Source organism: Proluteimonas luteida (assembly GCF_021191695.1).
GTDB lineage: Bacteria > Pseudomonadota > Gammaproteobacteria > Xanthomonadales > Xanthomonadaceae > Luteimonas > Luteimonas luteida.
Genome location: NZ_JAIWPT010000004.1, coordinates 157,242 through 178,939, shown reverse-complemented (window position 1 = coordinate 178,939; position 21,698 = coordinate 157,242). Strand labels below are relative to the sequence as shown.

The 21,698-nt window shown below is 70.6% G+C and carries 17 protein-coding genes; 3 read left to right on the top strand and 14 right to left on the bottom strand.

All coding sequences use genetic code 11. The features are described 5' to 3' along the window. Positions 1-4: 4 nt before the first annotated feature. The 7 genes from LDO26_RS05610 to LDO26_RS05580 form a co-directional block, all read right to left on the bottom strand. A complete protein-coding gene (locus LDO26_RS05610) occupies positions 5-808 on the bottom strand; it encodes an enoyl-CoA hydratase-related protein (protein WP_232130088.1) in 804 nt (267 codons plus the stop codon). A 107-nt stretch (positions 809-915) separates the two neighbouring features. Next, entirely contained in the window at positions 916-1,308 is a 393-nt protein-coding gene (locus tag LDO26_RS05605) for a hypothetical protein (protein WP_232130087.1), read from the bottom strand. A 2-nt stretch (positions 1,309-1,310) separates the two neighbouring features. Then, positions 1,311-1,859, bottom strand: a complete 549-nt coding sequence (locus tag LDO26_RS05600) for a polymer-forming cytoskeletal protein (protein WP_232130086.1) — start codon at positions 1,857-1,859, stop codon at positions 1,311-1,313. Positions 1,860-2,031: 172 nt separating this feature from the next. After that, positions 2,032-3,639 (bottom strand): carboxyl transferase domain-containing protein, encoded by a 1,608-nt coding sequence (locus LDO26_RS05595; RefSeq protein WP_232130085.1) that lies wholly within the window; start codon positions 3,637-3,639, stop codon positions 2,032-2,034. 360 nt (positions 3,640-3,999) lie between these two features. Further along, positions 4,000-4,461: a hypothetical protein gene (locus LDO26_RS05590; RefSeq protein WP_232130084.1), complete on the bottom strand. Its 462-nt coding sequence runs from the start codon at positions 4,459-4,461 to the stop codon at positions 4,000-4,002. Between the two features lie 222 nt (positions 4,462-4,683). Further along, positions 4,684-5,019, bottom strand: a complete 336-nt coding sequence (locus LDO26_RS05585) for a hypothetical protein (RefSeq protein WP_232130083.1) — start codon at positions 5,017-5,019, stop codon at positions 4,684-4,686. A gap of 126 nt (positions 5,020-5,145) precedes the next feature. Beyond that, positions 5,146-6,321 carry a thiolase family protein gene (locus LDO26_RS05580; RefSeq protein ID WP_232130082.1) on the bottom strand — a complete coding sequence of 392 codons (1,176 nt, stop codon included), beginning with the start codon at positions 6,319-6,321 and terminating at the stop codon, positions 5,146-5,148. 206 nt (positions 6,322-6,527) lie between these two features. On the opposite strand from LDO26_RS05580, the gene LDO26_RS05575 reads away from it, so the two are divergent. Then, on the top strand, positions 6,528-9,350 hold the full coding sequence (locus LDO26_RS05575) for a S8 family serine peptidase (protein ID WP_232130081.1): 2,823 nt from the start codon (positions 6,528-6,530) through the stop codon (positions 9,348-9,350). Between the two features lie 319 nt (positions 9,351-9,669). On the opposite strand, the gene LDO26_RS05570 is transcribed toward LDO26_RS05575, so the two are convergent. The 6 genes from LDO26_RS05570 to LDO26_RS05545 all read right to left on the bottom strand — a co-directional run bounded on the left by LDO26_RS05570 (position 9,670) and on the right by LDO26_RS05545 (position 17,410). Then, positions 9,670-10,824 (bottom strand): isovaleryl-CoA dehydrogenase, encoded by a 1,155-nt coding sequence (locus LDO26_RS05570; protein WP_232130080.1) that lies wholly within the window; start codon positions 10,822-10,824, stop codon positions 9,670-9,672. An 89-nt stretch (positions 10,825-10,913) separates the two neighbouring features. Continuing rightward, a complete protein-coding gene (locus tag LDO26_RS05565) occupies positions 10,914-11,633 on the bottom strand; it encodes a carbonic anhydrase family protein (RefSeq protein WP_232130079.1) in 720 nt (239 codons plus the stop codon). A gap of 224 nt (positions 11,634-11,857) precedes the next feature. After that, positions 11,858-12,958, bottom strand: coding sequence for a Glu/Leu/Phe/Val dehydrogenase dimerization domain-containing protein (locus LDO26_RS05560; RefSeq protein WP_232130078.1), 1,101 nt, complete (start codon positions 12,956-12,958; stop codon positions 11,858-11,860). 283 nt (positions 12,959-13,241) lie between these two features. Next, complete coding sequence (locus LDO26_RS05555; protein WP_232130077.1) at positions 13,242-14,804, bottom strand: phospholipase D family protein; 1,563 nt, start codon at positions 14,802-14,804, stop codon at positions 13,242-13,244. A gap of 154 nt (positions 14,805-14,958) precedes the next feature. Further along, positions 14,959-16,053, bottom strand: a complete 1,095-nt coding sequence (alr, locus tag LDO26_RS05550) for an alanine racemase (protein ID WP_232130076.1) — start codon at positions 16,051-16,053, stop codon at positions 14,959-14,961. A gap of 37 nt (positions 16,054-16,090) precedes the next feature. Next, positions 16,091-17,410 carry a D-amino acid dehydrogenase gene (locus tag LDO26_RS05545; protein WP_232130075.1) on the bottom strand — a complete coding sequence of 440 codons (1,320 nt, stop codon included), beginning with the start codon at positions 17,408-17,410 and terminating at the stop codon, positions 16,091-16,093. 150 nt (positions 17,411-17,560) lie between these two features. Here LDO26_RS05545 and LDO26_RS05540 point away from each other — a divergent pair, with 150 nt between their 5' ends. Together LDO26_RS05540 and LDO26_RS05535 are read left to right on the top strand one after the other, a co-directional pair. Further along, positions 17,561-18,049, top strand: coding sequence for an Lrp/AsnC ligand binding domain-containing protein (locus tag LDO26_RS05540; protein ID WP_232130074.1), 489 nt, complete (start codon positions 17,561-17,563; stop codon positions 18,047-18,049). A gap of 264 nt (positions 18,050-18,313) precedes the next feature. Next, on the top strand, positions 18,314-20,392 hold the full coding sequence (locus LDO26_RS05535; protein WP_232130073.1) for a C1 family peptidase: 2,079 nt from the start codon (positions 18,314-18,316) through the stop codon (positions 20,390-20,392). Positions 20,393-20,454: 62 nt separating this feature from the next. On the opposite strand, the gene LDO26_RS05530 is transcribed toward LDO26_RS05535, so the two are convergent. After that, positions 20,455-21,639 carry an RNA polymerase sigma factor gene (locus tag LDO26_RS05530; protein ID WP_232130072.1) on the bottom strand — a complete coding sequence of 395 codons (1,185 nt, stop codon included), beginning with the start codon at positions 21,637-21,639 and terminating at the stop codon, positions 20,455-20,457. Between the last annotated feature and the right edge of the window lie 59 nt (positions 21,640-21,698).

The following is a 21,698-nucleotide window of genomic DNA, read 5'->3' as shown; positions in this document are numbered from 1 at the left end:
CGCGTCAATCCGTGGCCGAATCTGCTCTCTCGACCCAAGTCGGGCTGCGTTTGCCGAGGAAGGCCGACAGGCCTTCCTGGCCTTCGGCCGAGATGCGCATCGCGGCGATCAGCGATGCGTTGTCGTGGTCGAGCTGGTCGCGGTCGGTCGCGGCCACGACCTCGCGCACGAGGCGCTTGGCGTCGGCCGCGGCGAACGGTCCGGCCTTCAGCAGCAAGGCGACCTGGCGGTCGACCGCGGCATCGAGCGCGTCGGCCTCGACGACCTCGTGCAACAGGCCCATGCGGTACGCCTGGGCGGCGTCGAACACCTCGGCGGTGGCGAACCAGCGCCGCGCGTTGCGCGCGCCGATCGCGGCGATGACGTAGGGCGAGATCACCGCCGGCAGCAGCCCGAGCCGGCTCTCGGTCAGGCCGAACTTCGCCGCGGGCACGCCGATGGCGATGTCGCAGCAGGCGACCAGGCCGACGCCGCCGCCGAACGCCGCGCCCTGGACGCGGGCGATCGTCGGTTTGGGCAGTTCGTCGAGCAGGCGCATCAGCCGGGCCAGCGCGAGCGCGTCCTCGCGGTTGTCGGCCTCGCTGGCATCGGCCATGCCGCGCATCCAGCCGATGTCCGCGCCGGCGCAGAACGAGGCACCGGCGCCTTCGAGCACCAGCACGCGGACCTGCGGGTCGTTGCCGACGTCCTGCAGCGCGGCGGTCAGGGCCGTGACCAGTCCGGCGTCGAAGGCATTGTGCAGGGCGCTGCGTTCCAGCCGCAGGCGGGCGACGGGGCCGGCGAGGGTGAGCGTCAGGGCATCGGACATGGCGGCGGCTGGCGGGTGGCGGGCGGCCATGATAGCGGGTTGCCCGGATGCCGCCGCCACGGGCGTACGGCGGCGGTCGCAGCCGGCGGGCGAATATTCTCAGCCGCTCAGTGACGGATGCCGCGCTTGACCGGCGCACGCGCCGGGCGCCGCATGTCGTTGGTCGGCGTGACCTCCACCGACAGCGAGAACGTGCGCTCGTCGCCGCCGAACAGCGCGCCGACACCGACCACGTGGCGGTTGATCTCCTTGCCGGTCTCGTCGCGGATCACCACGACCACCGCGTACTCCCACGCGCCACCCTCGTCGGGGTGGCGGATCTTGCCTTCGACATGCAGCGCGCTGGTGGTCTGCCGCGCCTTGACCGCGGCCGGGGAGGCGGCCTCGTCGAAGCGCAGGTAATGCATGCACGACGGACAGCGCGCCGCGCTTTTCAGGATCGTGGTCTTGCAGTGCGGACAGGTGCGCGTGGCACCTGCCGCACCGGCGCGGCTGCTCATGCTCAGGCGGCGTCGCTGGTCTTGTCGCCCTTGTCGCCACCGGTCTTGCCGGCGGACGCGGTCTTGACCTCGCCCCAGCCGCATTCGATGTGGCCGCGGATCTTCGAGCCGGCGGCGACGGTCAGCGAACCAGCCTTGAGGTCGCCGGTCAGCACCGCCGAGTCGCGCAGCTCGACCAGCGAGGCGGACTCGATGTTGCCCTCGAGCTCGCCCGAGACCAGCACCTTCTTCGCGCGCACGCCGCCGTTGAGCTTGGCGCCGTTCTCGATCGTCAGGTTGCCCTGCACGTTGACGTCGCCCTTGAACCTGCCGGCGATGCGGACGTCGCCGCTGCCTTCGATCTTGCCTTCGATGGTCAGGTCGGCGGCGATCACCGATTCTTTGGCTGCCGGTTCCGCGGCCTGGCGCGGGGTCGGCGCCTGGGCGTGCGTGACCGGCGCGAAATCCGCCACCGCCGGCGATGGTTCGCGTGCCGGTGCGGGGGGCGGCAGGTCGTTGGCGAAGCTCGGGGCGTCCTTCTTGGCGGTGCCGGACTGCGGGAAGATGGCCATGTCGCGCATTACCTCTCTTTGGGTCGGATCGTGTGTCGGTGACGGGACGGTTGCGGCGCCGGCGAAGGCGCGGCCGGCCGTTGCGCTGAAGCGGGGCCGGAGCCGCCGACACTAGCACGCCCATGGGGCATGGTGACTGTGACCGGTGCAGCGGAACCGGTGTCGTGCGGGCCTACATGCGGAACACGCCGAAGCGCGCCGGCGCGATCGGCGCATTGAGCGAGGCCGAGATCGCCAGGCCCAGCACGCGGCGGGTGTCGGCCGGGTCGATGATGCCGTCGTCCCACAGCCGCGCGGTGGCGTACCACGGGCTGCCCTGGGTCTCGTACTGGTCGCGGATCGGCGCCTTGAACGCTTCTTCCTCGTCCGTGCTCCAGCTCCCACCCTTCGCCTCGATACCGTCGCGGCGAACCGTGGCCAGCACGCTGGCGGCCTGCTCGCCGCCCATGACGCTGATGCGCGCGTTCGGCCACATCCACAGGAAGCGTGCCCCGTAGGCACGTCCGCACATCGCGTAGTTGCCGGCGCCGAAACTGCCGCCGATGACCACGGTGAACTTGGGCACCGACGAGCAGGCCACGGCGGTGACCATCTTGGCGCCGTCCTTGGCGATGCCGGCGTTCTCGTACTTCCTGCCGACCATGAAGCCGGTGATGTTCTGCAGGAACACCAGCGGGATCCCGCGCTGGTTGCACAGCTCGATGAAGTGCGCGCCCTTGAGCGCACTCTCCGAGAACAGGATCCCGTTGTTGGCGACGATGCCCACCGGATAGCCGTGGATGTGGGCGAAGCCGGTGACCAGGGTCTTGCCGTAGCGCGCCTTGAACTCCTGGAACTGGCTGCCGTCGACGATGCGGGCGATGACCTCGCGGATGTCGAACGGGCGCCGCGTGTCCTTCGGCACGATGCCGTACAGCTCCTCCGCCGGGTAGAGGGGTTCGGCCGGCGCGCGCAGCGCCACCGGCAGGGCCTTGCCACGGTTGAGGCTGGCGACGATGTCGCGCGCGATCTGCAGTGCGTGGCGGTCGTCCTCGGCGAAGTGGTCGGCCACGCCGGACACCGACGTATGCACGTCGGCACCGCCCAGCGCCTCGGCATCGACGACCTCGCCGGTGGCCGCCTTCACCAGTGGCGGCCCGCCGAGGAAGATCGTGCCCTGTTCGCGGACGATCACCGACTCGTCGCACATCGCCGGCACATAGGCGCCGCCGGCGGTGCAGCTGCCCATGACCACGGCGATCTGCGGGATGTTGTCCGCGCTCATCCGCGCCTGGTTGTAGAAGATCCGGCCGAAGTGCTCGCGGTCGGGGAACACCTCGTCCTGCAGCGGCAGGAAGGCGCCGCCCGAATCGACCAGGTAGACGCAGGGCAGGCGGTTCTCGCGGGCGACCTGCTGCGCGCGCAGGTGCTTCTTCACCGTCATCGGGAAGTAGGTGCCGCCCTTGACCGTGGCGTCGTTGGCGACGACCACCACCTCCAGCCCCTGCACCCGTCCGATGCCGGCGACGATGCCGGCCGCCGGCGCGCTGTCGTCGTACATGTCCTCGGCCGCCAGCGGCGCGATCTCCAGGAACGGCGAGCCTGGATCGAGCAGCGCGGTGATGCGCTCGCGCGCCGGCAGCTTGCCGCGCGCGATGTGCCGGGTGCGCGCCTGTTCGCCACCGCCGTCGGCGGCGCGCGCCAGGCGCCGGTGCAGTTCATCGACCAGTGCCCGGTGGTAGTCCACGTTGTCGAGGAAATCCCGGGCGCGCGGGTCGAGTTGCGAGGTCAGTGCCGGCATCCGGAGTCCACCCTGGAGGAAAGACGCCAAGGATACGGAAGCCGGGCGGGCCGCGCAGGCCGGCATGCAGCCGGAGACGCACCGTCCGCGCAGGCGGTGCGGCGCCCGACGGAAAGGTTCTGCGCCGATTCCCGGGGAGCCTCGATCGTAGGTCGGGGCAACGCCCCCGACGCCGGGATTTCCCATCAGCCCGGGTAGGCGGAGGCCACGCCAACCTCGCGAATCCGCAACGCCGCGCGCGTCGGCCGCATGGGGCCGATCAGCCAAAGGTCGAAGCGCGCGCTCTTTCCCGGGCATCGACGAGCCAACAAAAAAAGCCCGCCTTGCGGCGGGCCCTGGGAGAAGCTGCGGCGGGTCGACTCAGTTGTCGGCCTTTTCCTCGACGCGCTCGCCGGCCTTCTCGATCGCTTCGCCGGCACGCTGGGTCGCGCGACCGGTTGCGGCGGCGGCATCGCGCGCGGCGGCGTCGATCTTTTCGCCAGCCTCGGTTGCGGCGGCGTCGATCTTCTCGCCGGCTTCCGATGCGGCGGTGTCGGTGCGCTGGGCGGCATCCTTCGCGGCCTCGTCGGCCTTGCGCGCGGCCTCGGCAGCGGCGGCTTCGGCGTCGTGCACGGCAGCGGAGGTGCTGGCGGCAGCGGCATCGGCGCCTTCTTCGATGGCGTGGCCGGTTTCGTGGGCGGCATCGGAAATCGCGGCGCTGGCGCTATCGGCGGCGGCTGCGGCTTCGCTGCGCTCCTGTTCGGCGGTGGCGTCGTTCTGGTTGCCGCAGGCGGCAAGCGCCAGCACGGCGACAGCGGCGGCGGTGGTCAACTTGATGTTCATGCGGGGGCTCCTTTGCGGGATGGATGGAAGTGGGAATACGACTGTGACCGCCATCATGATGGCACGACCCGGGAAATGTGCAGGTGACGACTGCCGGCATCGTGCCGGCGACGGCGCGGCGGGTCGCCTGGTCGCCATTGGAACGCAGGCCGGAAACAAAGAAAAGCCGCCGGAGACCGGCGGCTTTCCAGTTTCACGCAATGGCCGAGGCCATCGAACGAATTACGGAGCGACTTCTTCCGCGGCGTCCGCAGCGTCCTCGGCAGCCTTCTCGGCATGCTCGGCAGCGTCGGCAGCGTGCTCGGCACCCTCGTGGGTGGTCGCGGCAGCGGCGTCGGCGGCGGCATCGGCAGCAGCGTCGGCAGCGGCAGCTGCGTCGTCAGCGGCGATCTGCGCGGTGTCGGCCACGGCCGGATCCGTCGTCTCGTCGGCGGCGATCTGCGCGTCGGCTGCGGCGTCAGCAGCGCCCTGAGCCGCGCTGTCAGCCTGCTCGGCGTTGCTGCATGCAGCCAGAGCAACACCCAGAGCCAGGGCAAGCAGAGCCTTGTTGATCGTCATTGTTGTCTTCCTCGTCTGAAAGTATGGGCAACGCGCTTGTTGCGCGCCGATGACATGATGACAAGCCGCGAACGGGTGTCAAGCGGGAGTGTGTGGAATTTCCGTAAAAAACACGTTAACCGAATTTCACGCCATTTCCACGGCAATTGCGGTCGCTTCGCCGCCACCTATGCACAAGGCCGCCACGCCGCGTTTTTTGCCGCGTGCCTTGAGCGCGTGGATCAGCGTCACGATGACACGCGCGCCACTGGCGCCGATCGGATGGCCGAGGGCCAGTGCGCCCCCATTCACGTTCAGGCGGTCGTGGGGGATGCCCAGATCCTTGATCGGCGCCATCGCGACGATGGCGAACGCCTCGTTGACCTCGAACAGGTCGACCTCGTCGACAGACCAGCCGGCCTTGTCGAGCACGTTGCGGATCGCGGTGACCGGCGCGGTGGTGAACCACTCCGGTTCCTGCGAGTGCCGGGCATGGGCGACCACCCGCGCCAGCGGCGCGAGGCCGCGTGCGCCGGCTTCGTCGGCGGAGGTCAGCACCAGCGCGGCGGCGCCGTCGGAGATGCTCGACGAGCTGGCCGCGGTCAGCAGCCCGTCCTTGCCGAAGGCGGCGCGCAGGGTGGGGATCTTGTCGACCTGGATGCGGCCCGGCGCTTCGTCGGTGTCGACGACCACCTCGCCCTTGCGGGTCTTGACCGTCACCGGCGCGATCTCGTCCTTGAACGCGCCGCTCTCGACCGCATGCCGGGCGCGCTTGGCGCTCTCGATCGAGTAGGCGTCCAGGTCCTCGCGGGTGAAGCCGTACTTGTTGGCGGCGGCGTCGCCGAACACGCCCATCGCCTTGCCGTCGTAGGGGTTGGTCAGGCCGTCCCAGGCCATGTGGTCGAGCATCTCGGCGCTGCCGTAGCGGATGCCCACGCGCGAGCCGTTGAGCAGGTGCGGTGCGTTGGTCATCGACTCCATGCCGCCGGCGACGACCACCTTCGCGCTGCCGGCCTTGATCAGGTCGGTCGCGTACATCACCGCCTGCATGCCCGAGCCGCAGACCTTGTTGATCGTCACGCAGCCGGCGGCGTCGGCGATGCCGGCCGCGCGCGCGGCCTGGCGTGCCGGGGCCTGGCCGAGGCCGGCCGGCAGCACGCAGCCGACGATCGCTTCGTCGACCTGGTCGCCGGCGATGCCGGACTGTTCGAGTGCGGCGGCGATCGCGGTCGCGCCGAGCGTGGGCGTGGGTACGCCGGTGAACTGGCCGAGCATGGAGCCGATGGCGGTGCGCTTGGCGCCGACGATGACGATGTCAGTCATGGGACGGGAACTCCGAAGGGTGGACTGCACAGGATGTTCGATTATCGCACCGGGGCCGGCCGAAGTCGCGGCGCGCATTCCGGGCCGGCCCCTCGCGTCGCCCCCGATGGCGGCACCGCGCGATTGCGGGTATAGAAGTGCCGGAGACAGGGGATGCCCGCGCATGCCGCCATGCGCACGAGACCTTAGAGAGGACAGAAACAATGATGGATCCGATGCCCGGGTGGAATGCCGCACGTGTCGCCAGACGCTCGACCCTGGCCTGCGCCCTGGCCGCCGCGCTCGTCGCCTGCGGCGGCGGCTCCGGCGGCGGCCTGCTGCTGCCGCCGCTGCCGGGCATCAACCCCGACCCGCCACCGACCGTGGTGTATCCGCCGGATCCGGCCTACAGCGGCCACCTGGCCGACACCAACGCCGAACCCGCGCACGCGGCGGGCCTGACCGGCAAGGGCGTGCGCATCGGTTTCCTCGACAGCGGCGTCAACCGCGACCATCCGGCGCTGCGCGACCGCGTGGTCGCCAATCTGACCTACATCAATCCGGCGACCAACAACCTGTCGGTCGACGATGTCGTCGGCCATGGCACGGCGGTCGCGCAGGCGGCGGCGGGCAAGCCGTTCGGCGCCTGGCCCGGCGGCATCGCCCAGGGCGCGGAGATCGTCTCGGCGCGGATCATCAGCGACACCCCGCCCGACGACGACGGCACGGGTGCCGGCAACGAGATCAACGGGCCGCTGGGTCTGGAACCGATCCATCGCGACCTGATGAACCGCGGCGTCAAGGTGATGAACAACTCCTGGGGCGGCCTGTACTGGACCAACCTCGGCGTGACCGCGCAGATCGCCGCCGAGTACCGGCCCTTCATCAACAGCCACGGCGGGCTGGTGGTGTTCGCCTCCGGCAATTCCGGCTTCGACGATCCCTCCGACACCGCGGCGCTGCCCAGCAAGGCGGGCAGCAACGGCTCCCGTCCGGCGGCCGATCTCGAACGCGGCTGGCTGACGGTGTCCGCGCTGGCGCGGGACAGCACCACGCAGCTGGCGGACTACTCCAATGCCTGCGGCGTGGCGATGCACTACTGCCTGGTCGCGCCCGGCACGGTGGTCGTCACCGGCGAGGACAATGCGCCGGACAAGCCCGAGTACTACCGCTATTCCGGCACCTCGCTGGCCGCCCCGCTGGTCTCGGGCACCGCGGCGCTGGTGTGGGAGGCATTTCCGTACTTCGACAACGACCTGGTGCGGCAGACCATCCTCGGCACCGCGACCGACATCGGCGCGCCGGGCGTCGACCCGGTGTTCGGCTACGGCCGGCTCGACGTCGGCAAGGCGGTACTGGGGCCGGCGAAGTTCGACTGGGGCGACGTGACCGCGAATTTCGCCAGCGGCACCTCCGTCTGGGGCAACGACATCACCGGTGCCGGCGGTCTGGTCAAGCGCGGCGGCGGCACCCTGCGGCTCGACGGCAACGCCGGCTTCGATGGCGCGACGCGCGCCGAAGGCGGCACGCTGGTGTTCGCTTCGTCGATCCCGGGCAGGGCGACGGTCGAGTCCGGCGCAACGCTGGAACTGCGCGGCGCGCGCGTCGGCGGCGATCTGCTCAACCGCGGCACGTTCTCGCTCGCCGGCAGCACGCTCACGCGCACCATCGACGGCAATTTCCAGCAGGCCAGCGGCGGCCGCTTCGCCTGGCAGGTCGGCTCGCCGCTGCAGGTCACCGGCACGGCGTCGCTGGCCGGCGAACTGCAGGTCGCCGGCATCGCCAGCGGCTATACGTGGCAGGCGCGCGAGACGGTACTGACCGCCGCCGGTGGCCGTAGTGGCACGTTCGACAGCCTGACCCAGGGGCCGGGCGTGCTGTTGACCGCGACCCTGGGCTACGACGCCGACAGCGCGTGGCTGGACATCAGCCGGCTGGAGGTGACCACGGCGGTGGCTTCGTTCGCCGGCGTCACCGCACAGTCGCTGTCGTCGGCTGAGCGCGTCGAGTCGGCGTTCACGCAGATCGACGGGCAGTCGGCGGTCGAGGACGGACCAATCGCCGACGGCTTCATCCGCGTCGCCGGCGAGTTGCAGCGGCTGCCGACCGAACTCCAGGCGCTGGCCGCGCTCGACAGCCTGTCGGGTGCGCTGCATGGCGCCGCGGTCAATGCGACGCTCGACCAGCTGGACATGTCGCGGCGCGCGGTCGGCTCGCGCTTCGGCGACCTGGCCGCGCTGGGCGCCGGCACCGGTGCGTGGAAGCAGACGCTGGGGCAGGGTGGCAGCGGCGGCTTCGCTGGCGGCGATTTCTCGGTCGACGGCTGGAGCATGGGACGCGACCAACTGCTGGCCGGCGGCCTTGTCGCGGGCGTGGCCTTCGGCGAACTGCGCGGCGACAGCCAGTTGCGCGGCAGCGCCGACCGCAGCCGCGACCGCCAGGCATTCGGCCAGCTGTATGCCGGCCGCATGCTCGGCAACGGCTATCTGATGGGGCAGTTGGGCAGCGGCCGTTTCGACCGCAGCCTGCAGCGCCAGCTGTTCGGCGGCGCCGAGGCGCAGGGCGTGGCGACGCAGTACTCGGGGCGCTACACCAGCGCCGCGGTCGAGGCCGGCTATCGCTGGCGGCTGGGCAACGGCGAGATCGCGCCGTATCTCGGCGCCGACCACGTGCGCCTGCGCAGTGACGGCTTCGAGGAGCTGGGAGGCAACGGCTTCGGCCTGCGTACCGCGGGCTGGGATGCGAGCCGCACCCAGGCGCTCGCCGGGCTGCGCGCCCGCTACGACGCGCCGTGGTTCTCGCTGCACGGCTACAGCGAATGGCAGCAGACCCTGGCCTCGAACGGATTCGACCTGCAGGCGAGCTTCACCGGCGTCGATGCCTGGGCACCGCTGGCGGGCCTGTCGCCGGCGCGGTCGGGCGGGGTGGCCGGTATCGGCGTCGAGTCCTGGCTGTCGCGCAACAGCCGCGTGGCGCTGGGCGTGGACCAGCGCTTCGGGCCGCGCGGCAGCGACCGCATGGTGTCGTTGCGGTTTGCGCAGGGATTCTGACGCGGCGCGATCTGTTGCCCTCACCCCACCGACCGCTTTGCGGTCGGTCCCCCCTCTCCCGCCTGTCTCTTTATCACATCTCGAAATCGCTGCCTTTCCCTTCTCCCGCAAGCGGGAGAAGGTGGCGCGAAGCGCCGGATGAGGGCGATTTTTGCGTCTTCTGCACGCCCCCGTCCGTCCTTCGGGCACCTTCCATCCGTAAAGGGCGCAATGCCCCACGCGCGGGGGGAAGCGAAAATCCCTATTCAGGAGATGTGGTAAAGAGACAGCCTCTCTCTCGAGGCGGGCGAGGGGCATCGGTCGCGGCCTTTGGCCGCGGCTACTTGTCTTGGAACAGTTCGCGTCCGATCAGCATGCGCCGGATCTCGTTGGTGCCGGCGCCGATCTCGTAGAGCTTGGCGTCGCGCAGCAGGCGGCCGGTCGGGTACTCGTTGATGTAGCCGTTGCCGCCGAGGGTCTGGATCGCCTCCAGTGCGACCCGCACCGCCGATTCCGATGCGTGCAGCAGGCAGCTGGCGGCATCGACGCGCGAGTTGCGGCCGTCGTCGTAGTCGCGGGCGATCTGGTAGGCGAACGCGCGACTGGACTGCAACGCGGTGTACATGTCGGCAATCTTGGCCTGCATGATGCCGAACGTGCCGATGGCCGCGTCGAACTGGCGGCGCTCGCGCACGTAGGGCAGGGCGATGTCGAGTGCGGCCTGCATCAGGCCCAGCGGGCCGCCGCTGAGCACCAGGCGCTCGGTGTTGAGGCCGCGCATCAGCACACGCACGCCCTGGTGGACCTCGCCGAGCACGTTCCCGGCCGGGATCTCGCAGTCCTCGAACACCAGCTCGCAGGTGTTGGAGCCGCGCATGCCGAGCTTGTCGAGCTTCTGCGCGGTGCGGAAACCGGGCATGCCCTTCTCGACCAGGAACGCGGTCATGCACTGGCTGCCCGCGTCCCTGCCGGCGGTGCGCATGTAGACGATCAGCACGTCGGCCTCGGGGCCGTTGGTGATCCACATCTTGTTGCCGTTGGCGATCCAGACGTCGCCGCGGCGCTCGGCCCGGCACGCCATCGAACCGACCACGTCCGAGCCCGCGCCCGGCTCGCTCATCGCCAGCGCGCCCTTCCACTCGCCGCTGCACAGCCTGGGCAGGTACTTCGCGCGCTGCGCGTCGTTGCCGTTGGCGTACAGGTTGGACACGCACAGGTTGGAATGCGCGCCGTAGCTGAGCCCGACCGAACCGGACGCACGCGAGACTTCCTCCATCGCGACCAGGTGCGCGAGGTAGCCCATGTCGCTGCCGCCGTATTCGCCGGGCACGGTCATGCCGAGCAGGCCCAGTTCGCCGAGTTTCGGCCACAGGTCCTGCGGAAAGGCATTGTCGTGGTCGATCGACGCGGCCCGCGGCGCGATCTCGGCATCGGCGAAGCGGCGCACCGCGTCACGCAGCGCGTCGATGTCTTCGCCCAGGGAAAATGCGCGCATGCAGACTCCAGTGCCGGAAGCGGGCGCGCATTGTAGTACGGCCGCCGCGACGCGCCCCCGGGGTGGCGTCGCGGCGTGCCGGGGATGGATCAGTGCTGCACTGCAGCGTGGATCAGCGGGCGGCCGTTGAGCGGCTGGACCACGCGGTTGTTGCGGCTGTAGCGCTTCTCGAAGCCGTGGATCTGCTCGGCCGATAGCGTCACCGGCTGGTCGAGCACGTACCACTCGACGTTCTCGGTCAGCGGCGGCGTGGTCAGCGAACCGAGGTAGTGGTGGTAGCTCCTCACCGACGGCAGCATCGCGGCGATGTCCTCGTGTTCGATCTCGCCCTCGTCGGCATCGGCAAGCGCTTCGAGCACTTCGCCGGCCATCTTGTTGGGGGCGCCTTCGCGGTACATCACGCCGACCACGGCCAGGCGGCCGTCCTTCGCGCGGAACACGTAGTGGCCTTCGAGCGGGAAGCTCTCGCCGTCGATGGTGTGCTCGCTGGCGGCATGGAAGTGGATCTGCGCCAGTTCGAAATGCCGGCCGCGGATCAAGGCGTCGGGACCCTGGACCTCGATCTCGACCGCGTGGCCGTTGTCGACGACCTTCAGGCCGGCCGCCTCGGTGTTGCGGAAGACGATGTCGTGGGTTTCATCGGGATCGGCAGGCTCGGCCAGGCTGGTCTGGATGTCGATCGGGGACTGCGACTGGTCGTGTACTGATTGCCAGCTCTGCTGGTTGCTGTAGTCGAGTTGCTGCGCGGAAAGCGGGACGGCGGAACACGCCGCCGTCACGGCGAGCGCGAGGGCGAGGTTGCGGAACATGGTGGGGACCTTTCAGAGGATGGATGACACCGGATAACGATACGCCTGTGCCGGCGATTGTTGAAACCGTTTTCATCGCCGGGGCAGGGTGCACGCATCGCCCTTTCGCGCCCATTCATGTTTGTGGTTGCGGCGTCGCGCCGGTGCGCGGCCTCGTCCCCGGCTCGCGTGCCGGATGGTGGGGCCCGACGCTGTCGCGCCGGGCCCGCGTCGACCCGCAGGGGTCAGGCGCCGCGGACGCGGCCCTGGAAGCGCGGCGCGGCGCGGCCCAGCGGCAGCTTCAGCTTGCCGATGGTCTCGATGCGCTCCTCGGCGAGGCGGTCGGCCGCGCGGTAGGTCGGGATGCCGTCGCGCTCGGCGATCTCGAAGATGCGCGTGAGGTTGTGGTAGATCGTGCGCATCATCCGCATCGCGCGCTCGCGGTTGTAGCCGTCGATCTCCAGCGACACGTTCATCACGCCGCCGGCGTTGACCGCATAGTCGGGGGCGTACAGCAGGCCGCGCTTCTCGACCTCGTCGCCGATCGCGTTGGTCGCCAGCTGGTTGTTGGCGGCGCCGCAGATGATCTTCGCCTTCAGGCGCGGCAGGGTCTGCTCGTTGACGGTGCCGCCCAGCGCGCACGGCGAGTAGACGTCCGCGTCGACGTCGTAGATCTCGTCCAGGCCGACGGCCTCGGCGCCGTACTCGCTGACCGCGCGGTCGACGCGCGCCTTGTTGATGTCGGTGACGAAGATCTTCGCGCCGCGCTCCTTGAGCAGTTTCACGAACTCCATGCCGACATGGCCCAGGCCCTGCACCGCGTAGCTGTAGTTGCCGACCTCCTCGTTGCCGAACTTGCGGTTCAGCGCGGCCAGCAGGCCCTGCAGCGTGCCGTAGGCGGTAAACGGCGACGGGTCGCCGGAGCCGCCGTGGACCTGGTGCACGCCGGTGACGTACTGGGTCTCGCGGTAGACGAATTCCATGTCGTTGACGTCGATGCCGACGTCCTCGGCGGTGATGTAGCGACCGCCCAGCGACTCGACGAACTGGCCGAACGCGCGGAACAGGCCCTCGGACTTGTCGGTCGCCGGGTCGCCGATGATCACCGCCTTGCCGCCGCCGATGTTGAGGCCGGCGACCGCGTTCTTGTAGGTCATGCCGCGCGACAGGCGCAGCACGTCGTTGAGCGCTTCCTGCTCCGAGGCGTACGGCCACATGCGGGTGCCGCCCAGCGCCGGACCCAGCACGGTGTTGTGGATGGCGATGATCGCCTTCAGGCCGACGTCCTTGTTGTGGCAGAACACGACCTGCTCGTGGCCGTAGGTGTCGAGGTGCTCGAAAATCATTCAAAACTCCGTCGCGGGCGGATGCCCGGGCGTCTGGTGGCGGAAAGCGGCGAGGGGGCTTGCGGGGCGGTCGGTGGACCGCGTGTTCCGGCAGGGGCCGCGGCGGGATGGGAGAAGGCGCGCATTTTACGCCGGTCCCCGCGTAATCGGTTGAAATCGCAACCAATTGTCCGGCGGCCCGTGCCGGCTCAATGACTTGCGTCGCTGAATGCGTGGGCCTGCCACGGACGCGGCCTGTCGTGCCCCGCCCCGGGGCGGGGCCGGGGCCGACACCTCGCTGCGCTCACAGCTGCGATTCGATCGGCAGCCAGCGCAACGTCCCGGCGACGAAGCGCTGCCACCAGGTGCTGTCGGGTTCGTGGTCGTAGGCCACTGGCGGCGTGCGTGCGCGGTCGAGCCAGCGCAGGTCGCCGTCGCCGTTGAGATACAGCCAGTAGCTCATGTCGTCGCCGGCCAGGTGCAGGAACTCGTCGCGCAGCGCCGCGCCCAGCGCCGGATCGTCGAACAGCACGCCCATCTCGGTGTTGAGGTTGGCCGAACGCGGATCGAGGTTGAACGAGCCGATGAAGCCGCGTGTGCCGTCGACCAGCACCGCCTTGGTATGCAGGCTGGCGCCGCTGCTGCCGAACAGGCTGCTCTCGGCCTTGAAATCACTCTGGTTGCGGATCTCCAGCAGGTTGACGCCGTTCTCCAGCAGCGTCCTGCGGTAGCGCGCGTAGCCGCTGTGCACGGCGGCCACGTCGTTGGCCGCCAGCGAGTTGGTGATCACCGAGACATGCACGCCGCTGCGCGCGAGCCGAGACAGGTCGTCGGTGCCGGTGCGGCCGGGGACGAAATAGGGCGAGATCAGCAGCGCGGTGCGGTCGGCACTGGTGACTTCCCGCATCAGGTGTTCGACCAGCCAGTTCCCGCGGTCGTCGCCGCGCCATTTGACCGGTGGATCGGACAGGATGCGGATGCCGTCGCTCCAGATCGGCGTCAGTTCCTGCGAGAAGTAGCGGCGCACGCTCGGCGACAGGTCCACGGCATCGAGGAAGCGGCGCGCCTCGGGCGTGGCCGATTCCTGCTGGATCCGGGTCAGCACCTCGCGGATGGTCGCCTTCGACTTGCGGTTGAGGCCGGCGATCGGAATCGCCGCCTCGCTGTTCCAGAAGTCGTCGAAGATGCGGTTGGCGTCGTTGACCGCCGGGCCGAACAGCAGCACGTCGAGGTCGTGGAAGTTGAACTCCTCGGCGGCGCTGAAGTACTCGCCACCGATGTTGCGGCCGCCGACCACGGCGACGCGGCCGTCGGCGATCCACGCCTTGTTGTGCATGCGGTGGTTCACGCCCCAGGCGCGCTGCACCATCTCCAGCACGCGCAGCAGCCCGGTGCGGTTGCGGAACGGGTTGTAGACCCGCAGCTCGATGTTGGGGTGCGAGTCCATCGCCAGCAGCGTGGCGTCCATCTCGCCGATGCCGATGTCGTCGAGCAGGATGCGCACGCGGACCCCGCGCTCGGCGGCCTGCCAGGCCTCGTTGGCCAGCATCCGCCCGGTCAGGTCGTCGTTCCAGATGTAGTACTGCAGGTCGAGGCTGCGACCGGCCTGGCGCGCCGAGATCGCGCGCGCCGCATAGGCGTCGATGCCGTCGGCCAGCAGGATCGCGCCGGTCATGTCCGGATGGCGGTCGAGCAGCGGATGCACTTCCCGGTCGAGCGCGGTGGTGGCGTCGTCGATCGCCAGCACCCGGCTCGGCAGCCCGGTTGCCGGCGGCATCAGCCGGTCGGCGAGGAACACGCTGCTGACCGCCATCACCAGCAGCGTGAACAGACCCCAGGCGACGATCTTCTTGGCGCGTTTCTTCATGGAGGCAAGGAACCGTTGCTGCGGCGGGGAACAGGGCCGACGGATTCTGACAGCCTTCGATCGCCCGGCGGAGGATCGCGATCCCGTTAGGATCGCAGAACCGGCGTCGCGGCGCGCCGCTGCGTGGCTGCGATCCGCGATCGCCGCGGTGCGGTCAGCCGCGCAGCGCCGTGTCGCGGTACTGCAGCGGCACCCGCTTGACCCCGCACAGCAGGCGGTATGCGCTGGTATGGCTGTGGGCGACGACGTCGCCGGCCGCGACCTCGCTGCCCCACAGTTCGACGCGGCTGCCGACGCCGGCGCCGGCATGGTCGCTCAGGTCGACGGTCAGCATGTCCATCGAGACCCGGCCGATCAGCCGGCCGGGCCGGCCGTCGACGGCCACCGGCGTACCGGTCGCGGCGAACTGCGGATAGCCGTCGGCATAGCCCATCGCGACCACGCCGACGCGGGTCGGGCGCTCGGAGACGAAGATGCCGCCGTAGCCGACCGGTTCGCCGGCCGGCAGGTCGCGGACCGCGATGACCCGCGACTCCAGCGTCATCACCGGCCGCAGCGGCGGGTGCGCCGGCCGTGTCGCCGGATCGCCCGCGAATGGCGACACACCGTAGAGCATCAGCCCTGCGCGCGCCCAGTCGCCGCGCGCCTCGGGCCAGCCGAGCAGCGCAGGCGAGTTGCACAGGCTGGTCTCGCCCGGCAGGCCGGCGGTCGCGGCGTCGAAGGCGTCGAGCTGCTCGCGGGTACGGTTCTGCCCGGGTTCGTCGGCGCGGGCGAAGTGGGTCATCTTCACCAGCCGGCCGACCTGCGGCATCGCCCGCAGCCGTTGCCAGGTGGCGGCGTAGTCGCCGGCGTCGATGCCGACCCGGTGCATCCCGGAATCGAGCTTGAGCCAGACGTCCAGCGGCTGCGCGGGGTTCGCGCGTGCCAGCGCCTCGACCTGCCACGGCGCGTGGACCACGGTCCACAGCGCATGCTCGGCGAGCAGCGGCAGTTCGTCGGCGGCGAGAAAACCCTCCAGCAGCAGGATCGGCGCGCGGATGCCGGCCTCGCGCAGCGCCAGGGCTTCTTCCAGGAACGCCACCGCGAAGCCGTCCGCGTCGTCCTGCAATGCGGCCGCGCAGCGCACGGCGCCGTGGCCGTAGGCATCGGCCTTGACCACCGCCAGCGCGCGGCCGCCACCGAGGCGCTGCGCCAGCCGGTAGTTGTGGCGCAGGGCGTCGAGGTCGATCAGGGCACGGGCGGGGCGCATCGGCAGGACACTCGGGCGGACGGACGGCGACCGCTTCTCAGCGTGCCATTGTCGCCGCAGGCACGGCGTCGGTGTGCAGCGGCGGCGCGGGACTGCGACGCCTGCGCGCATAGCGCGAGATGTCGAGCCCTTCGCCGGAAATGGCGGTCGGGCGCGCGGCGATCAGGTCGGCGAGGTAGCGCCCCGAGCCGCAGGCCATGGTCCAGCCCAGCGTGCCGTGGCCCGTATTGAGGAACAGGTTGCGGTAGCCGGTGGCGCCGACCACCGGCGTGCCGTCGGGCGTGGCCGGGCGCAGGCCGGTCCAGAATTCCGCGCTGGCGACGTCGCCACCGGCCGGGTACAGGTCGCCGACGACCTTCTCCAGGGTGGCGCGGCGGCGCGGATCCAGGCGCAGGTCGAAGCCGGCGACCTCGGCCATGCCGCCGACCCGGATGCGGTTGTCGAAGCGGGTGATGGCGACCTTGTAGGTCTCGTCGAGCACGGTGGAATGCGGTGCCATCGCCGGGTCGCGGATCGGGATCGTCAGCGAATAGCCCTTCAGCGGATACACCGGCAGGCGCAGGCCCAGCGGCCGCAGCAGCGCCGGCGACCAGCTGCCGAGCGCGACCACGTAGCGGTCGGCGGTTTCGACGCGGCCATCGATGCGGACCCCGGCGATGCGGTCGCCGATGCCGTGGATGTGGTCGATCGTCGCGCCCTGGCGGAACTCGACGCCGGCCGCGCGCGCCATCTCCGCCAGGCGCTCGGTGAACAGCCGGCAGTCGCCGGTCTGGTCGCCGGGCAGGCGCAGCGCGCCGGCCAGCCGGTCGGCGACGCCGGCCAGCGCCGGCTCGACCCGGGCGATGCCGGCGCGGTCGAGCAGTTCGTAGGGGACGCCGCTGCGCTCGAGCACGGCGATGTCGCGCGCGGCGTGGTCGAGCTGCGACTGGCTGCGGAACAGCTGGGTGGTGCCGAGGCAGCGGCCCTCGTAGTCGATGCCGGTCTCGGCGCGCAGCGCATCGAGGCAATCGCGGCTGTACTCGGCCAGGCGGACCATGCGCGCCTTGTTGACCGCATAGCGGGCGGCCGTGCAGTTGCGCAGCATCTGCGCCAGCCACAGGTACTGCTGCGGGTCGCGGGTCAGCCGGATCGCCAGCGGCGCATGGGTCTGGAACAGCCAGCGCAGGGCCTTCAGCGGCACGCCGGGCGCGGCCCACGGCGAGGCGTAGCCGGGCGAGATCTGGCCGGCGTTGGCATGGCTGGTGGCGCTGGCCGGCGAGGCCTCGCGGTCGACCACGGTGACCTCGAAACCGGCGCGCGCCAGGTACCACGCGCTGGTCACGCCGATCACGCCACTGCCCAGGACAAGAACACGCATCGTCGCCGCTCCGCAAGAGTTTCCACTGGACAGGCCGACGGCAGCCGTGGAATGCAGGCAGTATATGGACAATCAGGCAGTTGTTTTTTCCGTTTTTATCGATTCTGATGGCGGAAATCTGCTGCCTTTCCTCTCCGGACGGAAAAAACCATGTCCACCGCCAGCACGCGGGCCCGCGGCCTCGACCGCATCGACCGCCAGATCCTGCGCATCCTGCAGCAGGAGGGGCGGATCTCGTTCACCGAGCTGGGCGAGCGGGTCGGCCTGTCGACCACGCCGTGCACCGAGCGCGTGCGCCGGCTCGAGCGCGACGGCGTGATCCAGGGCTACCACGCGCGGCTCGATCCGCAGCGGCTCAGCGCCGGGCTGCTGGTGTTCGTGCAGATCGGCCTGGCCTACAAGTCTGGCGACATCTTCGAGGAGTTCCGGCGTGCCGCACTGAAGCTGCCCAACGTGCTGGAATGCCACCTGATGTCGGGCGATTTCGACTACCTGATCAAGGCGCGGATCCCGGAGATGGCCTCGTATCGCGAGCTGCTTGGCAGCAGCCTGCTGACCCTGCCGCACGTGCGCGAATCGCGCAGCTACATCGTCATGGAGGAGGTCAAGGAGACGCTGGCGCTGGCGATTCCGGACTAGCGGCTGCCTCGATTGCCGGGGCAGACCCGTCTTCGATTCGCGTTCGGGCCGGCGGGCGAACACACCCGCGCGCCGCCCGCGTGCCGCAGCCTGTGACGGTGGTCGCGCCGGCTGCGACCGCGACGTCGGATGCTGGCGTCTGGCGCCCTGCCTGCGGTTGGATGCCAATGGTGCTCGTGCGCCGGCGGACGACCGGGGGCACGACACCATTTGCGTTGGAGACAGGGCGCCCGGCACACGGGAGACGGCACAGGAGCGATCACGATGGCGACCAGGAAGACCGGGACGCGACGCGCGTCCACGCGCGCGGAGACACCGCGGCTGTTCGATGCGCGGCCGGACACGGCCGATTTCCGCGACCGCATGTTCGAGCCGACGCTGGTCGACGTGCCGGCCGAAGTGCCGCTGGCACGGTTCAAGGCACTGAAGGTGCCGGTCCTCGACCAGGGCAGCGAGGGTGCCTGCACGGCGTACGGACTGGCGACGGTCGCGCATGCGCTGCTGCGGCGGCGCCGGCCCGAGCCGGTCACCGCGCGGGTCAGTACCCGCATGCTCTACGACATGGCGCGCCGCTACGACGAGTGGGAGGGCGAGGACTACGACGGTTCCAGCTGCCGCGGCGCGATGAAGGGCTGGCACCGGCACGGAGTCTGCGCCGAGGAATGCTGGCCGGACGTGCCCGGGCCGCTGCACGAGGTCTACGACGAGACCCGTGCCCGCGCCGCGCAGGAACACCCGCTCGGCGCCTACTACCGGGTCAACCACAAGGATCTCGTGGCGATGCACGCGGCGTTCGCCGAGGTCGGCGTGCTGTATGCGTCCAGCGCGGTGCACGCGGACTGGCTGGACCCGCCGGCCTCCGGCGTCATCGCCTGGAACGAACAGCCGGTCGCCGGCTATCACGCCTATGCGATCGTCGGCTACGACCGCGACGGTTTCTGGCTGCAGAACGCCTGGGGCACCGGCTGGGGCCGGCGCGGATTCGGCTGGGTCAGCTACGACGAATGGCTGCAGCGCGGTACCGACGTCTGGGTCGCGCGGCTGGCGGTGCCGGTCCGGCTGCAGCGGGTGCAGGGCGTGGCGGCCAGCAATTCGAGCCTGGCCCGGCAGTCGAACAGCTATGCGCAGGCCGATCTGCGGCCGCACGTGGTCAGCCTCGGCAACGATGGCCGGCTGCGCACCACCGGCCGCTTCGGCACCGGCCAGGACGATGTGCGCAACCTGGTCCGCGACGATCTGCCGCGGATCACACGCGACTGGCCGAAGAAGCGGATCATGCTGTACGCGCACGGCGGACTGGTGCCGGAGCAGGCCGCGATCCAGCGCGTCGCCGATTTCCGCGAGCTGCTGCTGCCCAGGCAGGTGTATCCCCTGTGCTTCGTGTGGAAGACCGATTTCTGGAGCACGCTCGGCAACATCCTGCGCGACGCGGTGCGCCCGCGCACCGAGGGTTTGATGGACCGCGCCAAGGGCATGCTGCTCGACCGCATCGACGACACCATCGAGCCGCTGGCGCGGGCGCTCGGCGGCAAGGCGATGTGGGACGAGATGAAGGAGAACGCGCTGCTGTCGACCACCGCGGTGCGCCGCGACGGCGAGCAGCTGGTCGAGGCCGGCGGCGCGGCCCAGGTCGCGCGGCTGCTCGGCGAATGGATGCGCGCCGACCCCGATGTCGAGCTGCACCGCGTCGGCCACAGCGCCGGCTCGATCCTGCTGGCGCCGCTGGTGCAGCTGTTGACCAGCGACGGCCCGGTGGAGGACGGGCCCGCGGCCGGCATGCAGGGACTGGGCCTGCCGGTGCACAGCCTGCAGCTGTGGGCGCCGGCGATGACGATGGCGCTGTTCGACCGCAGCATCGCGCCCGCGCTGGCGGACGGGCGCATCCGCCATGGCGCGCTGTTCACCCTGACCGACCGTGCCGAACAGGACGACCATTGCGCCCGCGTCTACAACAAGTCGCTGCTGTACCTGGTCGCGCACGCGTTCGAGGAGAAGGCGCGCAGCTGGATCCGCAGCGACCAGCGCAACGGCACGCCGCTGCTGGGCATGGCGCGCTTCGTCGACGCGCATCCGGGGCTGGCGAAACTGATCGGCGACGGCCGGCTCGACTGGATCGCCGCGCCCGTGGCCGCCACGGCCGTCCACGACGCCGACGCCAGCGGCGCGACCGCGCACGGCGATTTCGACGACGACCCGGCGACGCTGCAGGCGACGCTGTGCCGGATGCTCGGCCAGCGCAGCACCGATGCGCCGGTGCAGATCCACCGCTCCGCATCGGGCCTGCAGGACTGCCGCGAGCGCCTGCGCGAGGCGATGACGCGCGAAGGCGCGATGGCCGGATAGCGCGGTTCCCGGATGCCCGCGTCCGTCATCGCCTCCGCACGGCGCCTGTGCCCGCGGCGCGGTCAGGCGGTCCGCAGGAACGCGATCAGCAGCGCGCCGCCGGCCATCAGGTTGCTGATCACGATGCCGCTGCTGCCGAAGGTCAGGCGATACAGCAATGCGCGACGCGACGCGCCTTCGGGGTTGCGCTCGGCGTCGCGTGCGAGCAGCGGGTTCATCAGCCGCGGCAGGCTGGTCAGCAGGGGGTAGTTGTAGACCGCCAGGATCAGGAGTCCCGAGCCGAGGATCCAACCCGGCGACAGCGCGCCGGCGCCGGCGGCGAACCCCATGCCGAAGGCGATGACCAGCACCACCAGCGACCCCCAGACGAACCAGCGGTCGTAGAGTTCCAGGATCGCGCGGCGTTCGGCATCGGTGTCGGCATAGCGGGCCAGCATCCTGCGGCACGCCCATACCGTCAGGCTGCCGAACACCAGGCCGGCACCGACCGCCCCGGCCGCGCCCGCGGTGCCGCCGAACAGCGCCTTGCCGGCCATGCCGCCACTCATCGCGCTGCCGGCCGTGCCGCCGGCGACGCCCGCGGCCAGCGCCGGTTTGGTGATCGTGCCCAGTGCCGCGGTCACTACCAGCGCAAACGCGCTGCCCGGCGCGGAGCCTTCGGCGAACTCGCGGAAGCGGGCGACCAGGTCCTCGCGCAGGCTGCGGCGCGCACGCGACAGGCGCTTGCGCACGGCCGCGTCCGACAGGCCCAGCAGCGCGGCGACCTGCTTCGAGTTGCCGCCCTCGCGGTAGTACAGCAACAGCACCTCGCGGCTGTCGTCGGGCAGTTCGGAGATCAGGTCCGCCGCGACGCGGCCGGTCTCGTCGTCGATGATCCGCTGCATCGGGCACGCGTCGGGATCCGCGGCCTGGGCGATGGCGATCTCGGCCGCCTCGCCGGCGACGAGGCGCCCGCGGCGTGCGCGCAGGTGGTCGCGGGCGAGGTTGCGGGTGATCTGCCGCAGCCACGGCAGGAAGCTGGTGGCGTTGTGCAGCCGGTGCAGTTGCTGCCAAGCCTTGAGATAGGCCTCCTGGGCGATGTCCTGGCTGGCCTGCACGTCGCGGGTGATCGCCAGCGCGATCGCGGTGGTCGTGTTCTGGCTCAGGGTGACGATGCGCCCGTACGCGGCCTGGTCGCCGCCGCGGGCGGCGGGCAGTTCGCGGTGGATGCGCTGCGCGAGGGTCGGTTCGGCGACGGCGGCGTGCATGGCGGCGGTTCCGGCTGTGGACTCAGCATGCCAGACGCGGGCGGGGCGACGGATGTGAC

Excerpts from the sequence above, each read along its gene's own strand:
- LDO26_RS05610 (WP_232130088.1), bottom strand. The coding sequence starts at position 808 with ATGTCCGATGCCCTGACGCTCACCCTCGCCGGCCCCGTCGCCCGCCTG.
- LDO26_RS05605 (WP_232130087.1), bottom strand. The coding sequence starts at position 1,308 with ATGAGCAGCCGCGCCGGTGCGGCAGGTGCCACGCGCACCTGTCCGCAC.
- LDO26_RS05600 (WP_232130086.1), bottom strand. The coding sequence starts at position 1,859 with ATGGCCATCTTCCCGCAGTCCGGCACCGCCAAGAAGGACGCCCCGAGC.
- LDO26_RS05595 (WP_232130085.1), bottom strand. The coding sequence starts at position 3,639 with ATGCCGGCACTGACCTCGCAACTCGACCCGCGCGCCCGGGATTTCCTC.
- LDO26_RS05590 (WP_232130084.1), bottom strand. The coding sequence starts at position 4,461 with ATGAACATCAAGTTGACCACCGCCGCCGCTGTCGCCGTGCTGGCGCTT.
- LDO26_RS05585 (WP_232130083.1), bottom strand. The coding sequence starts at position 5,019 with ATGACGATCAACAAGGCTCTGCTTGCCCTGGCTCTGGGTGTTGCTCTG.
- LDO26_RS05580 (WP_232130082.1), bottom strand. The coding sequence starts at position 6,321 with ATGACTGACATCGTCATCGTCGGCGCCAAGCGCACCGCCATCGGCTCC.
- LDO26_RS05575 (WP_232130081.1), top strand. The coding sequence starts at position 6,528 with ATGGATCCGATGCCCGGGTGGAATGCCGCACGTGTCGCCAGACGCTCG.
- LDO26_RS05570 (WP_232130080.1), bottom strand. The coding sequence starts at position 10,824 with ATGCGCGCATTTTCCCTGGGCGAAGACATCGACGCGCTGCGTGACGCG.
- LDO26_RS05565 (WP_232130079.1), bottom strand. The coding sequence starts at position 11,633 with ATGTTCCGCAACCTCGCCCTCGCGCTCGCCGTGACGGCGGCGTGTTCC.
- LDO26_RS05560 (WP_232130078.1), bottom strand. The coding sequence starts at position 12,958 with ATGATTTTCGAGCACCTCGACACCTACGGCCACGAGCAGGTCGTGTTC.
- LDO26_RS05555 (WP_232130077.1), bottom strand. The coding sequence starts at position 14,804 with ATGAAGAAACGCGCCAAGAAGATCGTCGCCTGGGGTCTGTTCACGCTG.
- alr (WP_232130076.1), bottom strand. The coding sequence starts at position 16,053 with ATGCGCCCCGCCCGTGCCCTGATCGACCTCGACGCCCTGCGCCACAAC.
- LDO26_RS05545 (WP_232130075.1), bottom strand. The coding sequence starts at position 17,410 with ATGCGTGTTCTTGTCCTGGGCAGTGGCGTGATCGGCGTGACCAGCGCG.
- LDO26_RS05540 (WP_232130074.1), top strand. The coding sequence starts at position 17,561 with ATGTCCACCGCCAGCACGCGGGCCCGCGGCCTCGACCGCATCGACCGC.
- LDO26_RS05535 (WP_232130073.1), top strand. The coding sequence starts at position 18,314 with ATGGCGACCAGGAAGACCGGGACGCGACGCGCGTCCACGCGCGCGGAG.
- LDO26_RS05530 (WP_232130072.1), bottom strand. The coding sequence starts at position 21,639 with ATGCACGCCGCCGTCGCCGAACCGACCCTCGCGCAGCGCATCCACCGC.